Annotated in this window: 11 protein-coding genes; all 11 read right to left on the bottom strand. The window is 61.2% G+C overall.

Annotation, left to right across the window (positions count from 1 at the left end):
* Nucleotides 1-8: 8 nt before the first annotated feature.
* Complete coding sequence (gene astB, locus HU806_RS15825) at nucleotides 9-1,355, bottom strand: N-succinylarginine dihydrolase (protein WP_186612264.1); 1,347 nt, start codon at nucleotides 1,353-1,355, stop codon at nucleotides 9-11.
* A gap of 86 nt (nucleotides 1,356-1,441) precedes the next feature.
* Nucleotides 1,442-2,911: a succinylglutamate-semialdehyde dehydrogenase gene (astD, locus tag HU806_RS15830; RefSeq protein ID WP_186612317.1), complete on the bottom strand. Its 1,470-nt coding sequence runs from the start codon at nucleotides 2,909-2,911 to the stop codon at nucleotides 1,442-1,444.
* The gene (aruG, locus tag HU806_RS15835; protein ID WP_186612265.1) at nucleotides 2,908-3,933 is read right to left on the bottom strand and encodes an arginine N-succinyltransferase subunit beta; all 1,026 of its coding nucleotides are present in this window, start codon (nucleotides 3,931-3,933) and stop codon (nucleotides 2,908-2,910) included. The genes astD and aruG overlap by 4 nt, the downstream gene beginning before the upstream one ends.
* A 54-nt stretch (nucleotides 3,934-3,987) precedes the next feature.
* Nucleotides 3,988-5,007, bottom strand: coding sequence for an arginine/ornithine succinyltransferase subunit alpha (aruF, locus tag HU806_RS15840; protein WP_186612266.1), 1,020 nt, complete (start codon nucleotides 5,005-5,007; stop codon nucleotides 3,988-3,990).
* A 121-nt stretch (nucleotides 5,008-5,128) separates the two neighbouring features.
* A complete protein-coding gene (locus HU806_RS15845; protein ID WP_186612267.1) occupies nucleotides 5,129-6,349 on the bottom strand; it encodes an aspartate aminotransferase family protein in 1,221 nt (406 codons plus the stop codon).
* A gap of 235 nt (nucleotides 6,350-6,584) precedes the next feature.
* Nucleotides 6,585-7,565, bottom strand: coding sequence for a GlxA family transcriptional regulator (locus HU806_RS15850; RefSeq protein WP_186612268.1), 981 nt, complete (start codon nucleotides 7,563-7,565; stop codon nucleotides 6,585-6,587).
* A gap of 113 nt (nucleotides 7,566-7,678) precedes the next feature.
* Nucleotides 7,679-8,443: an ABC transporter ATP-binding protein gene (locus HU806_RS15855; protein ID WP_053124413.1), complete on the bottom strand. Its 765-nt coding sequence runs from the start codon at nucleotides 8,441-8,443 to the stop codon at nucleotides 7,679-7,681.
* Between the two features lie 56 nt (nucleotides 8,444-8,499).
* The gene (locus HU806_RS15860; protein ID WP_030142460.1) at nucleotides 8,500-9,198 is read right to left on the bottom strand and encodes an ABC transporter permease; all 699 of its coding nucleotides are present in this window, start codon (nucleotides 9,196-9,198) and stop codon (nucleotides 8,500-8,502) included.
* A complete protein-coding gene (locus tag HU806_RS15865; protein WP_186612269.1) occupies nucleotides 9,195-9,884 on the bottom strand; it encodes an ABC transporter permease in 690 nt (229 codons plus the stop codon). Before HU806_RS15865 ends, HU806_RS15860 begins: the two co-directional genes overlap by 4 nt.
* Nucleotides 9,885-9,974: 90 nt before the next feature.
* The gene (gene aotJ / locus HU806_RS15870) at nucleotides 9,975-10,748 is read right to left on the bottom strand and encodes an L-arginine-binding protein AotJ (protein ID WP_186612270.1); all 774 of its coding nucleotides are present in this window, start codon (nucleotides 10,746-10,748) and stop codon (nucleotides 9,975-9,977) included.
* Between the two features lie 708 nt (nucleotides 10,749-11,456).
* Nucleotides 11,457-13,412, bottom strand: a complete 1,956-nt coding sequence (acs, locus tag HU806_RS15875; RefSeq protein WP_186612271.1) for an acetate--CoA ligase — start codon at nucleotides 13,410-13,412, stop codon at nucleotides 11,457-11,459.
* Between the last annotated feature and the right edge of the window lie 189 nt (nucleotides 13,413-13,601).

Genomic DNA, 13,601 nt, shown 5'->3' on the forward strand with positions numbered 1-13,601 from the left:
GCGCGCTTTCAATTGATCTGGAAAGGATAAACCGCGCCAAGTTTAAGGATTTGTGTCAGTTCATCCAGTGCCGACCGGCATTCAAGCAGCAATTGCGGGTCCGCCAGGTCGTTTTCGGTCATGCGGTCGCGGTAGTGGCGATCGACCCATTGGGTCAGCGAATCGTACAGCGGCGCGGTCATGATAACCCCTGGATTCACCGCCGCCAGTTCGGTTTCGTTCAGCGCCACGCGCAACCGCAGGCACGCCGGGCCACCACCGTTCTGCATGCTTTGCTTGAGGTCGAAAACCTTCACTTCGCGGATCACGCCGCCAGCGCCGGTCAGGCCTTGCAGGTATTGCCAGACGCGCTCGTTACTACGGCATTCTTCCGGCACGATCAGCAGCATCGAGCCGTCGGGGCGCGACAGCAACTGGCTATTGAACAGGTAGGAACGCACTGCATCATCGACGGTAACGGCCGAACGCGGCACGCACACCGACTGGAATTTCCCACCGACCTTGGCGAGTTTGCTGCTCAGTTCGGCCAGCATCTTGTCGGTCTCGAGGAACGCGTCCTCGTGATAGAACAGCACCTCGCCGTTGCCCACCGCGATCACATCGTTGTGGAAAACGCCCTGGTCGATCACTGCCGGATTCTGTTGGGCGTACACCACGCCCTCTTCGCTCAGTCCATGCAGGCGGGCGACCGCGCGAGACGCCTCGAGGGTCTGGCGCGCCGGGTATTTGTGCGGCGATGGATAACGGCTGTCGAAAGCACTGCGACCGAATACAAAGAATTCGACACCGGCCTCACCATAGGCGCGGCAGAAACGCGTGTGGTTGGCCGCGCCTTCATCACCGAACTGCGCCACCGCCGGCAAGGCAGCGTGATGAGCGAAGTGCTGCTGGTCGGCAAACATCGCTCCGAGCACGCGGCTGGTGGTCGGATGTTCGATGCTGCGGTGGTATTTGCAATTGAGGTTGGCGGCGGTGAAATGCACGCGGCCGTCGGCGGTGTCGGCGCTCGGGCTGACCGTGGCGGCATTCGCGACCCACATGCTCGAGGCCGAGCAACTGGCGACGAGCAGCGGCATCGCTTCTTTCGCCGCCTGCTGGATGACTTGGGCATCGCTGCCGGCAAAACCCAACCGCCGCAGGGCCGCCACATCCGGACGCTCCTGTGGCGCCAGCACGCCTTGCTGGAAACCCATTTCCATCAGCGCCTTCATTTTCGCCAGGCCCTGCAGCGCCGCTTCCTTGGGGTTGGACGACTGCTGGCTGTTGCTCTGGGACGCAACGTTGCCGTAGGAGAGCCCGCCGTAGTTATGGGTCGGCCCCACTAGACCGTCAAAGTTGACTTCATAGGATTTCATCAGCGAGGCTCCACGAGAATCTGTTTTTTATAGGCATCAATAACAACCACGGCGCGGCTATCGCGAGCGAACCCGGGATAGCGGTTTTACGCCATCCGCACACCAGGCGTCAGGCTCGCCGGCATGACCAGGCTTGGGGTTTCCAGCGAGGCCACCGGATAAGCGCAATAATCCGCCGCGTAATAGGCACTCGCGCGATGGTTGCCCGAGGCGCCGACACCGCCGAACGGCGCGCTGCTGGCGGCGCCGGTCAGCTGTTTGTTCCAGTTGACGATACCGGCACGACTTTGCAGCCAGAACTGTTCGTAGCGCGCTTGCGAATCCGACAGCAAGCCGGCGGCCAAGCCATATTGGGTATTGTTGGCCTCGCTGATCGCTGCAGCGAAATCCTGGTAGCGGATGACTTGCAGCAGCGGCCCGAACAGCTCCTCGTCAGGGCGCTCGGCCACGGCAGTCACATCGAGAATCCCCGGGGTCAGCAACGCAGCCTGTGGCTGGGGCTGAGTCATGGCCAGCAACGGCACCGCGCCCTTGCCCAGCAAATGATTCTGCGCATCCATCAGCGCTTTCGCCGCGCCCAAGGACACCACCGAGCCCATGAACGGCGCCGGCTGCTGGTCGAAGGCGCCCACCTCGATGGTCGAACTGACTTGCACCAGGCGCTCGAGCAAGGCATCGCCCCACGCCCCTTTCGGCACCAGCAGACGGCGTGCGCACGTGCAGCGCTGGCCGGCGGAAATGAAGGCAGATTGGATGATGGTGTAGACCGCCGCATCGACGTCGGCCACCTCATCCACCACCAGCGGATTGTTACCGCCCATCTCCAGCGCCAGGATCTTGTCCGGCCGACCGGAAAACTGTTGATGCAGCAAGTTGCCGGTGCGACTGGACCCGGTGAAGAACAGCCCGTCGATCCCCGGATCCGCCGCCAGGGCGATACCGGTTTCCCGCGCGCCTTGCAGCAGGTTCAGCACGCCCGCTGGCAGGCCGGCCTCGACCCAGCACTTGACCGTCAGCTCGGCGACTTTCGGCGTCAGCTCACTGGGCTTGAACAACACGCAGTTGCCTGCCAGCAGTGCGGGCACGATGTGGCCGTTGGGCAAATGGCCGGGAAAGTTGTAGGGGCCGAACACCGCCACCACGCCGTGGGGCTTGTGGCGCAGCACAGCGGTGGCGTCGCCCAGCGGGCCGCTCTTCTCGCCGGTCCGCTCGCGGTAGCTCTGCACCGAAATCGCCACCTTGTTGATCATGCTGGTGACTTCAGTGGCCGATTCCCACAGCGGCTTGCCGGTTTCCTCACCGATGCAACGGGCCAATTCGTCAGCATGAGTCTTCAGGTTGCCGGCAAACGCTTCCAGTACCTGGATGCGCTCATCCAGCGAGCGCCGCGCCCAGTCCGGGAACGCCTGGCGCGCCGCCTGCACAGCGGACTCCACCTGCGCGGCCGTGGCGCCTTTGCCAGACCACAACACCTGTTGGGTCACCGGGTTCAACGACTCAAAGACGTCGCCCTGGCCTTCCAGCCAACTTCCAGCGATGTACAGCGATTTCATTATTTCGACTCCCGAGCGGCAGACAACGCCACGGCACGCACTTGATCGCCGGCGTTGAGTTGAAGACGTTTGGCGGTCAGCGGATCGACCACCAGTGTGCCCGCGGCGAAGCGCGCCGGTGCTGCGGTGATGCGGCAGTCTTCACGCTTGCGGTTATGGATGAGGAACGGCGTGGCGTCATCGCCCGGCGTGCCGATGGCCAGCACCAGCGCCTGGCTGTCGCGAATCGCGCGGATCTTGCCGGTCTCGCATTCGATGGCCGGGCCGGCATCGAAGATGTCAACGTAACCCTGGTAGCTGAACCCTTCGCTCTTGAGCATCGACAGCGCCGGCTCCGTGTCAGGATGAACCTGGCCAATCACGGCCCGGGCATCTTCGGACAGGAAGCAGGTGTACAGCGGGAACTTGGGCATCAGCTCGGCGATGAAGGCTTTGTTGCCCACACCGGTCAGGTAGTCGGCCTGGCTGAATTCCATCTTGAAGAAATGCCGGCCCAGGCTTTCCCAGAATGGCGAACGGCCGTTGTCATCGGACATGCCGCGCATCTCAGCGATGATCTTGTTGCCGAACAGCTGTGGAAACTCGGCGATGAACAACAGCCGCGCCTTGGCCAGCATCCGGCCATTGAGGCCACTGCGGAAGTCGGCGTGCAGGAACAGCGAGCACAGCTCGGAATTGCCGGTCAGGTCGTTGGCGAGGAACAACGTCGGGATTTCCCGGTAGATGTTCAGTTCCTGGGAGGCGCTGACCGTCAGGCCGACCCGGAAGTTGTACCAGGGCTCGCGCAGGCCCACGGCACCGGCGATAGCGGAAATGCCCACCACGCGGCCGTCATCGTCTTCGAGCACGAACAGGTAGTCCGCATCGCCGCGCCCGGCTTCGCCGCGAAAGGTCTTCTCGGCCCAGCCGACCCGATGCGCCAGGCGCTCTTCGTTGGCCGGCAAGGTGGTCAGGCCGGTACCGGTGCTGCGGGCCAGGGCGATCAGAGCGGGTAAATCGCTGCTGCGTACGGGACGAACGATCATGCTATCTCCTCAAACGGGCCGCTCACGCCACCCGCGAAACTCAGCGGTAAGGCGTTAAACAGCTACCAGGCGCACGCTGGCGCCTTCGCCGACGCCCAAGGCTTCGGCCGCTTCCATGTCCAGGGTCACTGGCTTGCCGGGTGCGTAATCAAGTTCGAGCAGCACGGCGCGGTAATCCTGCAACTGGGCGTTGGCCACCAGGTATTGGCGGCCGGCGCCCTTGACCGGTTCGCCGATCTTGACCGGCACCACGCGACTCTGGGCAATCGAACGGATGCCCGAAACGCGCGCATGCAGGGTCGGGCCACCGTCGAAGATGTCGATGTAATGGTCGGTCTCGAAACCTTCGCGCATCAGGATGTCGAAGGTGATCTGCGCCCGAGGATGAACCTGGCCCATGGCTTCCTGGGCGGCGTCCGGCAACAGCGGCACATAGATCGGGTAATGCGGCATCAGCTCAGCGAGGAAGGTACGGCTTTTCAGCCCGCACAAACGCTCGGCGGCGGCGTAGTTGAGGTCGAAGAAGTTGCGACCGATGGCGTCCCAGAACGGCGAGTCGCCATTCTCGTCGCTGTAGCCGACGATCTCGGTCACCACCGAATCGGCGAACCGCTCCGGATGGCTGGCAACGAACAGCAGGCGTCCGCGGGAATTAAGCTCCGCCCACGGCGACCCGACCAGTTCCGGCACCACGTAGAAACTCGTCAACAGGCTGTTGCCGGTCAGGTCGTGGCACTGGGAAAGAACGTGGATCTTGTTGTGGATCTTCAGCTCGCGGGACGCATGAACGAACGTTTCGTTGCGAAAGCTGTAGAACGGCTCGGAATAGCCGGCCGACGCGACGATCGCCGAACAGCCCACCAACTTGCCAGTGGCGGTGTCTTCGAGGACGAAGAAATAGCTCTCCTCGCCGTTGAAACTGACTTCGGCGGAGAACGAAGCTTCGCTTGCGGCGATCTTGTCGCTCAGGCGTTCCACGTCATCCGGCAAGGAAGTGACACCGATCGGACTGTCCGCAGCCAGACGCTGTACCTCGCCCAGGTCAGCCATTTGCGCGGGGCGCATCACCAGCATGGTGTCACTCCTTAACTTGAAATAAACGGTTCGACCGCGAGGTCGATACACAGAGAAAAAATACTCAATGAATGAGCGGCAGCGCGCCGCTCATTCATTGGAGTCGGTTCGCACTGGCGAATCAGGCTTGCGTCAGCTTCGCCGCGGCCCGCTCGAAACGGTCCAGGCCGGCGTCGATGTCGGCGTCTTCCACCACCAGGCTCGGAGCGAAACGAATCACGTCCGGGCCGGCTTGCAGGATCATCAGGCCTTCCTGCTCGGCGGCGTTGAAGATGTCCTTGGCCTTGCCCTTCCAGGCGTCGTTCAGCACGCAACCAATCAGCAGGCCCAAGCCACGCACTTGGGTGAACAGGCCGTACTTATCGCCGATCTGCTCCAGGCGCGCCTTGAATTTCTGATGCTTGGCTTTGACGCCGCCGAGGACCTCAGGCGTGTTCACAACGTCGATCACCGCTTCGGCCACCGCGCACGCCAGCGGGTTGCCGCCATAAGTGGTGCCGTGGGTGCCGACGACCAGGTGCTTGGCCAGTGCTTCGGTGGTGAGCATCGCCGCGATCGGGAAACCACCGCCCAGGCTCTTGGCGCTGGTGAGGATGTCCGGGATCACGCCGTAGTGCATGTAGGCGAACAACTCACCGCTGCGGCCCATACCGGTCTGCACTTCATCGAAGACCAGCAGCGCGTCGTGGGCATCGCACAAATCGCGGGCGCCTTGCAGGTAGGCCAGTTCGGCCGGCAATACACCGCCCTCGCCCTGGATCGGTTCCAGCACCACGGCACAGGTCTTGTCCGAGACAGCCGCTTTCAGCGCCGCCAGGTCGTTGTAAGGAACGTGGGTGATGCCGGTAATTTTAGGTCCGAAACCGTCGGAGTACTTCGACTGCCCGCCAACGTTGACGGTGAACAGCGTGCGCCCGTGGAAACTATTGAGCGCGGCGATGATTTCGTATTTCTCGCTGCCGAAACGGTCGAACGCAACGCGACGGGCCAGCTTGAAGGCGGCCTCGTTGGCTTCGGCGCCGGAGTTGCAGAAGAACGCGCGCTCGGCAAAGGTTGCGTCAATCAGCTTATGAGCCAGTCGCAGCGCCGGTTCATTGGTGAAGACATTGGACACATGCCACAGCTTGTTGGCCTGTTCAGTCAGGGCGCCGACCAGCGCCGGATGGGCATGGCCGAGTACGTTGACTGCGATACCGCCAGCAAAATCGATCAACTCGCGACCGGACTGGTCCCACACGCGGGAACCGGCACCACGCACAGGAATAAAGGCAGCAGGTGCATAGTTGGGAACCATCACCTGGTCGAAATCGGCGCGTTGTACCGCGGCTTGCTCAACGGACATCGGAGTCTCCTGAAGAGGAACACCCGCCTGGAACTGGCGAGCTTGGTAAGGATTGTAAGGACAGTTTTGCGCCCGGCCTTGCCGCCAAGCGACAACTTCTTATAGCGCCAACCCACGTTTTGCGCGGGTTTACGGCAATGCGACAAATAGCGTCGCAAAGGCGCAGTTTAAACGTTGCGGCAGGATTTGAGGCGCCGACATCAAGATTTGATCGAGGCGAATGGCAGGGCCTGCATCAGCCCCGTTCGGACGGCACCGAGGACAATTCGAACGGGCTGCTGCTGCGGCGCTGGTTGCGGTCTTCCCGTGGCGTGGCGCCGAAAAAGTTGCGATAGGCGCTGGAGAAATGCGGCCCCGAGGAGAATCCGCAGGACAGGCCGATCTGAATGATGGATTTGCTGGTCTGCATCAGCATCTGCCGCGCCTTATTCAGGCGCAGCTCCAGGTAATACTGGCTCGGCACACGGTTGAGATATTGCTTGAAGATCCGCTCCAGTTGCCGGCGCGATACGCACACATGCTGGGCGATTTCGTCGGTGGTCAGCGGCTCTTCGATATTGGCCTCCATCAGCAGCACCGCCTGGGTGAGCTTCGGATGGCTGGAGCCGAGGCGGTTCTGCAACGGGATGCGCTGGCGCTCGCCGCCCTCGCGAATGCGCTCGACCACCAGCTCTTCCGACACCGCACCCGCCAGTTCCGCACCGTGATCCCGGGCCAGCACCGCCAGCAACAGGTCGAGCACCGACATGCCGCCGCAAGCACTCAGGCGATCGCGATCCCAGTCAAACAGGTGGCTGGTGGCGATGACTTTGGGAAAGCGCTCGGAGAAATCGTCCTGCCAGCGCCAATGCACGGCGGCGCGATAACCGTCGAGCAAGCCCAACTGAGCCAGCGGATAGACACCGGCGGACAGGCCACCGATGACACAACCGGCACGCACCAATTGCTTGAGTGCGCTGCTCAGCGGCGAGGCCAGGGCGGTCGGTGGCTCATCTGCCAGCAGGAACAGCTTCTGCAAGCCCTCGAGCTTGCCGGCCCAAGGCTCGCCCGGTAACTGCCACGCGCCGTCGGCTGGCGGCTCGGCTTGCAGGAACGACAGTTCGTAGACCACGTCCGGATGCACTCGCTGAGCAACGCGCAAGGCCTCCTCGGCCAGCGCCAGCGTCAAGGCTTTTGTGCTGGGCCAAATCAGGAAACCTATTCGATGGGCAGTCATGGCGGGCAATCCGAAGCAAAAACAGTGTTAAAGCCAAAAGCGGCTGCAACCAAATTAGACCATCTGGCGCCAGGCGCGCAGCATGATCCAAATCAGGTGCGTAACGGGAGCTATTACTTGAGGCTGCCCGACAAGAATTGTTGCAGGCGCTCCGATTGCGGATTGACCAGCACTTCGCGCGGGTTGCCACTTTCTTCGACGATGCCTTTGTGCAGGAACACCAACTGGTTCGACACTTCGCGGGCAAAACCCATTTCGTGGGTCACTACCACCATGGTCCGACCTTCCAGGGCCAAGGCCTGCATCACCTTGAGCACGTCGCCCACCAGCTCCGGGTCGAGGGCCGAGGTCGGCTCGTCGAACAACATCACCTCAGGCTCCATCGCCAGCGCACGGGCAATCGCCACGCGCTGCTGCTCGCCGCCGGACATGTGGCCCGGGTAGGCGTCCTTGCGATGAGCCACGCCGACCTTGTTCAAATAGTGCTCGGCCTTCTCCCGCGCTTCAGCCTTGGCCACGCCCAGTACATGCACCGGCGCTTCCATGATGTTTTCCAGCGCGGTCATATGGGACCACAGGTTGAAATGCTGGAACACCATCGACAGCCGCGAACGCATGCGCTGCAACTGCTTGGGGTCCGCAGCCTTCATGGCGCCATCCTTGCCGGCGACCAGCTTGAGCTCTTCGTTATTGAGCAGGATCTTGCCGGCATGGGGCTGCTCAAGCAGGTTGATGCAACGCAGGAAGGTGCTTTTACCGGAGCCACTGGAGCCGATGATGCTGATCACGTCGCCAGCAGCGGCTTTCAGGGACACGCCCTTGAGCACTTCGTGACTGCCATAGCGTTTATGCAGGTCTTGGACTTCAAGCTTGTACATGCGGTCGGTTCTCACAAAACGTCAATCGTTGAGCAGTCGATCGGATCGATGCGTTATCAGTGCTTGCGCGGGGCCAGGTAACCCAGCCAGCGGCGCTCGGCCAACTTGAACAGGCGCACCAGGATGAAGGTCAGGCACAGGTAGAAAACGCCGGCCGTGATGTAAGCCTCGAACGGCAAGTAGTACTGCGCATTCACCGTGCGCGCGGCACCAGTGATGTCGATCAAGGTCACGATGGACGCGAGACTGGTGGTCTGCAGCATCATGATCACTTCGTTGCTGTATTGCGGCAGCGCCCGACGCAAGGCCGACGGCAACAGGATCCGGCGATACAGCTTGTAGCGCGACATGCCCATCGCCTTGGCCGCCTCGATCTCGCCGTTGGGCGTGGCCCGCAGGCTGCCGGCGATGATTTCCGCGGTGTAGGCGCTGGTGTTGATGGCGAACGCCAGGCACGCACAGAACGTCGCGCTGGACAGCCACGGCCAGAGGAAACTCTCGCGCACGATGGCGAACTGCGCCAGCCCGTAGTAGATCAGGAACAGCTGCACCAGCATCGGCGTGCCGCGGATCACGTAGGTGTAGAGCCAGGCCGTCATGTTGACGATCGGCTGCTTGGACACGCGCATCAGCCCCAGGGGCAACGCCGCCAGCAGGCCGAAGAACAGCGACAGGGCCAGCAGCTTCAGGGTGGTCAGCAGGCCACTGAAGTACAGCGGCAAGGCTTCATAGATGACGTTGTAGTCGAAGATCATAGATCAGCCGCCCTTACGCCTACCGAGTAGCGCTTCTCAAGGTGACGCAATGCCAGCAACGAAACACTGGTAATCACCAGGTACATCGCCGCCACCGCGAGGAAGAAGGTGAAAGGTTCGCGGGTGGCATCCGCCGCCTGCTTGGCCTTGAACATCATGTCCTGCAGGCCCACCACGGAAATCAGCGCGGTGGCCTTGGTCAACACCAGCCAGTTGTTGGTGAAACCCGGGATCGCCAAGCGGATCATCTGCGGAACCATGACCCGGAAAAACACCTGGAACCCATTCATGCCATACGCCAGGCCCGCTTCGGCCTGCCCCTTGGGGACCGCCATGAACGCACCGCGAAAGGTTTCCGACAGGTACGCACCAAAAATGAAACCCAGGGTGCCGATGCCGGCCGCTAGCGGGTTCAGGTCGATGTAGTCGTCATAGCCGAGCATTGGCGCGACGCGGTTGAGCAGGTCCTGGCCGCCGTAGAAAATCAGCAGGATCAGCACCAGGTCGGGAATGCCGCGGATGACCGTCGAGTACAGGTCGCCCAGCCACGCCAGCCAACGCACCGGCGAGAGGCGCAACGCGACACCAATCAACCCCAGGACGATGGCCAGGGCCATGGACGACAAGGCGAGCTGAAGCGTCAACCATGCGCCATCGAGGATGACAGCCCCGTAGCCTTTCAACATGATTCAGGTCCTCGAAAGTGGGATGAAAAAATGGCGCAAACCGCAGAAATCCTGTTGCTTGCGCCATTTCGCACGAGTGGCGGGACGTGATTACTTGCCGTAGATATCGAAGGCGAAGTACTTGTCCTGGATTTGCTTGTACTTGCCGTTCTCGCGAATGGCAGCGATTGCACTGTTGATCTTGTCCTTCAACGCATCGCCCTTGCGAACCGCGATACCGATGCCATCGCCGAAGTATTTCTCATCGGTGAAGGCCGGGCCGACGAACGCAAAGCCCTTGCCCGCGTCAGTCTTAAGGAAACCGTCATCAAGCAGCGTAGCGTCGGCCACGGTGCCGTCGAGGCGGCCAGCGGACACGTCCAGGTAGATCTCGTTCTGCGAACCGTACGGCTTGATCTCGGCACCCAGCGGGGCCAGGACTTCACGGGCGAAACGCTCGTGGATCGAACCGCGCTGCACGCCGATATTCTTGCCCTTGAGCTCAGCCAGGCCGTCGCTGACTTGGGTACCGGCCTTCATCACCAGACGAGCCGGGGTGTTGTAGTACTTGTTGGTGAAATCAACGGATTTCTTACGATCTTCAGTGATCGACATGGACGACAGGATCGCGTCGATCTTGCGCACCTTGAGCGCCGGAATCAGGCCGTCGAACTCTTGCTCGACCCACACGCACTTGACCTTCATCTCTTCGCACAGCGCATTGCCGACGTCGTAGTCAAAGCCGACGATGCTGCCGTCCGGGGCTTTCGAGGCGAACGGAGGGTAAGCCGCTTCGATACCGATCTTCAGCGGTTTCTCATCAGCGAATGTCGGCAGGGACAGCACGGACAGTGCCAGGGCGCCAAGCAGCACAAGTTTCTTCATCTTGGGACTCCATCGGTAAAGGGCGAAAACGGCAGAGTGAGCAACAGCCCAATATGCGAATGGGTGGAACGAACTTTGGTGCTGCGTCCTAGGAAGCTCACGTTCTATTCAACGCAGCCACGACGAGCGAGTGATCGGCATTCTAACGACAGGCCCGAAGCCGATATTTCTTCAATGCGACAACAAATTACAGAAGCACCGAGAAAGCTGTTCGAGCACATTGACAGCCCCGCAAAATCATGCAAGAGCAAAAGAAAGGGAACCGATCCATACTGCAAATAGCGGGCCCATTATTCGCAAACCCTTCTAATCCGGCAAGCACAGCGTGTCGGCTTGTTTTATAAAGGGCTCGGAAAGGCCCTGAAACGGGGCTTCGCGTTTCACATCGCCCCGTTATGGCGCCTTTGGTTACACATTTCGAAACACCGGTAACGCTCGGACGCGCCCCACTTTAAACACCGATAGTTATTCACCCACCAAACTTGTGGCGAGGGAGCTTGCTCCCGCTGGGCTGCGCAGCAGCCCCAAAAGCCAGGCACCGCGTTTGTTCAGGCATACCGCATTGGCCGGTTTACGACTGCTGCACAGCCCAGCGGGAGCAAGCTCCCTCGCCACAAAGGCACCACACTTCAAGCCCTCCCAGCGCGCCCACAAAAAAGCCCCATCCGGCAAATACCGGGCGGGGCTTTTTGGCGCTACACGCGACCGTCAGGCGACGTTCATGGTCTTGTGCGTCTCGATCAGGTGCGCAACGACGCTTGGGTCGGCCAGGGTGGAGATATCACCCAACCCGTCATACTCCGCCGTGGCGATCTTGCGCAAGATACGGCGCATGATCTTGCCGGAACGGGTTTTCGGCAGGCCTGGCGCCCACTGGATCACGTCCGGCGAAGCAATCGGCCCGATCTCCTTGCGCACCCAGTTCTTCAGCTCCAGGCGCAGGGCCTCGCTGGTTTCTTCGCCGGCATTGAGGGTGACGTAGACATAAATGCCCTGCCCCTTGATGTCGTGCGGCACACCCACCACCGCCGCTTCGGCGACTTTCGGATGGGCGACCATGGCGCTTTCGATCTCCGCGGTGCCCATGCGATGGCCGGACACGTTCAGCACGTCATCCACCCGACCGGTGATCCAGTAGTAGCCGTCTTCGTCACGACGCGCACCGTCACCTGTGAAGTACATGCCGCTGAAGGTCTTGAAGTAAGTATCGACAAAACGATCATGGTCGCCGTACAGGGTACGGGCCTGGCCTGGCCAGGAATCGAGAATCACCAGATTGCCTTCCGCGGCACCTTCGATCAGGTTGCCGAGATTGTCCACCAGCGCCGGCACCACACCAAAGAACGGACGCGTGGCCGAACCCGGCTTCAACGCCGTGGCGCCTGGCAGTGGGCTGATCAGCACGCCACCGGTTTCGGTCTGCCACCAGGTGTCGACGATCGGGCAACGCTCCTTGCCGACATTCTTGTAGTACCAGCCCCAGGCTTCCGGGTTGATCGGCTCGCCCACCGATCCCAACAGGCGCAGGCTGCTGCCATCGGCGCCTTCGACGGCGGCGGTGCCTGAGGCCATCATCGCGCGGATCGCGGTTGGCGCGGTGTAGAGGATGTTGACCTTGTGCTTGTCGATAACCTTGGCCACACGGGTGATGTCCGGGTAGTTCGGTACGCCTTCGAACAGCAGCGTGGTCGCGCCATTAGCCAGTGGGCCGTAGACGATGTAGCTGTGACCGGTGACCCAGCCGACGTCGGCGGTGCACCAGTAGACATCACCTGGCTTGTAGTCGAACACGCGCTCGTGAGTCAGCGCCGCGTACAGCAAGTAACCGGCGGTGGTGTGCTGCACGCCCTTGGGCTTGCCGGTGGAACCGGAGGTGTAGAGGATGAACAGGGCTTCTTCGGCGCCCATTTCCTTCGGCGCGCAAACGGTGCCGGCGACTTTCATCAAATCTTCGTACCAGATGTCACGGTGCTGGTTCCACTTGATGTTGCCAGCCGTGCGTTTGCACACGATGACTTTCTGGATGCTGCTGGTTTCCGGATTGGTCAGCGCATCGTCGACGTTGGCCTTGAGCGGGATCTTCTTGCCGGCGCGAATGCCTTCGTCGGCGGTGATCACCACTTTGGATTTGCAGTCGATGATCCGACCGGCCAGCGCTTCAGGGGAGAAACCGCCGAACACCACCGAATGAATCGCACCGATCCGGGTGCAGGCCAGCATGGCAACCACAGCCTCGGGAATCATCGGCATGTAGATGGTCACCACGTCGCCGCGATGCACATCCTGCCCGCGCAGAGCGTTGGCGAACTTGCAGACTTCTTCGTGCAGCTCGCGATAGGTGATGTTGCGACTCTCGGACGGGTCATCACCCTCCCAGATAATCGCAATTTGATCGCCGCGCTCGGCCAGGTGACGGTCGAGGCAGTTGTAGGAAACGTTCAAGGTGCCATCGGCAAACCACTTGATGTCGACATGGTGGTCGTCGAAAGAAGTCTGTTTCACCGTGGTGAAAGGCTTGATCCAGTCGAGGCGCTTGGCCTGCTCGCGCCAGAAGCCATCCGGGTTGACAACCGACTGCTGGTACATGGCCTTATAGGTCGCCTCGTCAGTCAGCGTATTGGCCGCTACCTCGGGACGAACGGGATACACAGAAGCCGCACTCATCTTTCTTACCTCGGTGACAATAGTTGTTTTTGTATGGTTCCGTTGTAGCTTGGGGCGGGCCTATAGAACCATTCGACGATGGTAGTAACAAGTCCCTACAAAATGTCGGTACTAACGTGCAACTCCGCCCTGGAAGCGCTCCTTTGCGAGAACCAGCTTGCTTGGGATCCGCCAGGGTCTGTGCCTCTT

The organism is Pseudomonas sp. SWRI154, assembly GCF_014268645.1.
Classification (GTDB): domain Bacteria; phylum Pseudomonadota; class Gammaproteobacteria; order Pseudomonadales; family Pseudomonadaceae; genus Aquipseudomonas; species Aquipseudomonas marvdashtae.

Coding starts and splice junctions, on each gene's coding strand:
- astB (WP_186612264.1), bottom strand. CDS start 1,355: ATGAAATCCTATGAAGTCAACTTTGACGGTCTAGTGGGGCCGACCCAT.
- aruG (WP_186612265.1), bottom strand. CDS start 3,933: ATGATCGTTCGTCCCGTACGCAGCAGCGATTTACCCGCTCTGATCGCC.
- aruF (WP_186612266.1), bottom strand. CDS start 5,007: ATGCTGGTGATGCGCCCCGCGCAAATGGCTGACCTGGGCGAGGTACAG.
- HU806_RS15845 (WP_186612267.1), bottom strand. CDS start 6,349: ATGTCCGTTGAGCAAGCCGCGGTACAACGCGCCGATTTCGACCAGGTG.
- HU806_RS15850 (WP_186612268.1), bottom strand. CDS start 7,565: ATGACTGCCCATCGAATAGGTTTCCTGATTTGGCCCAGCACAAAAGCC.
- HU806_RS15855 (WP_053124413.1), bottom strand. CDS start 8,443: ATGTACAAGCTTGAAGTCCAAGACCTGCATAAACGCTATGGCAGTCAC.
- HU806_RS15860 (WP_030142460.1), bottom strand. CDS start 9,198: ATGATCTTCGACTACAACGTCATCTATGAAGCCTTGCCGCTGTACTTC.
- HU806_RS15865 (WP_186612269.1), bottom strand. CDS start 9,884: ATGTTGAAAGGCTACGGGGCTGTCATCCTCGATGGCGCATGGTTGACG.
- aotJ (WP_186612270.1), bottom strand. CDS start 10,748: ATGAAGAAACTTGTGCTGCTTGGCGCCCTGGCACTGTCCGTGCTGTCC.
- acs (WP_186612271.1), bottom strand. CDS start 13,412: ATGAGTGCGGCTTCTGTGTATCCCGTTCGTCCCGAGGTAGCGGCCAAT.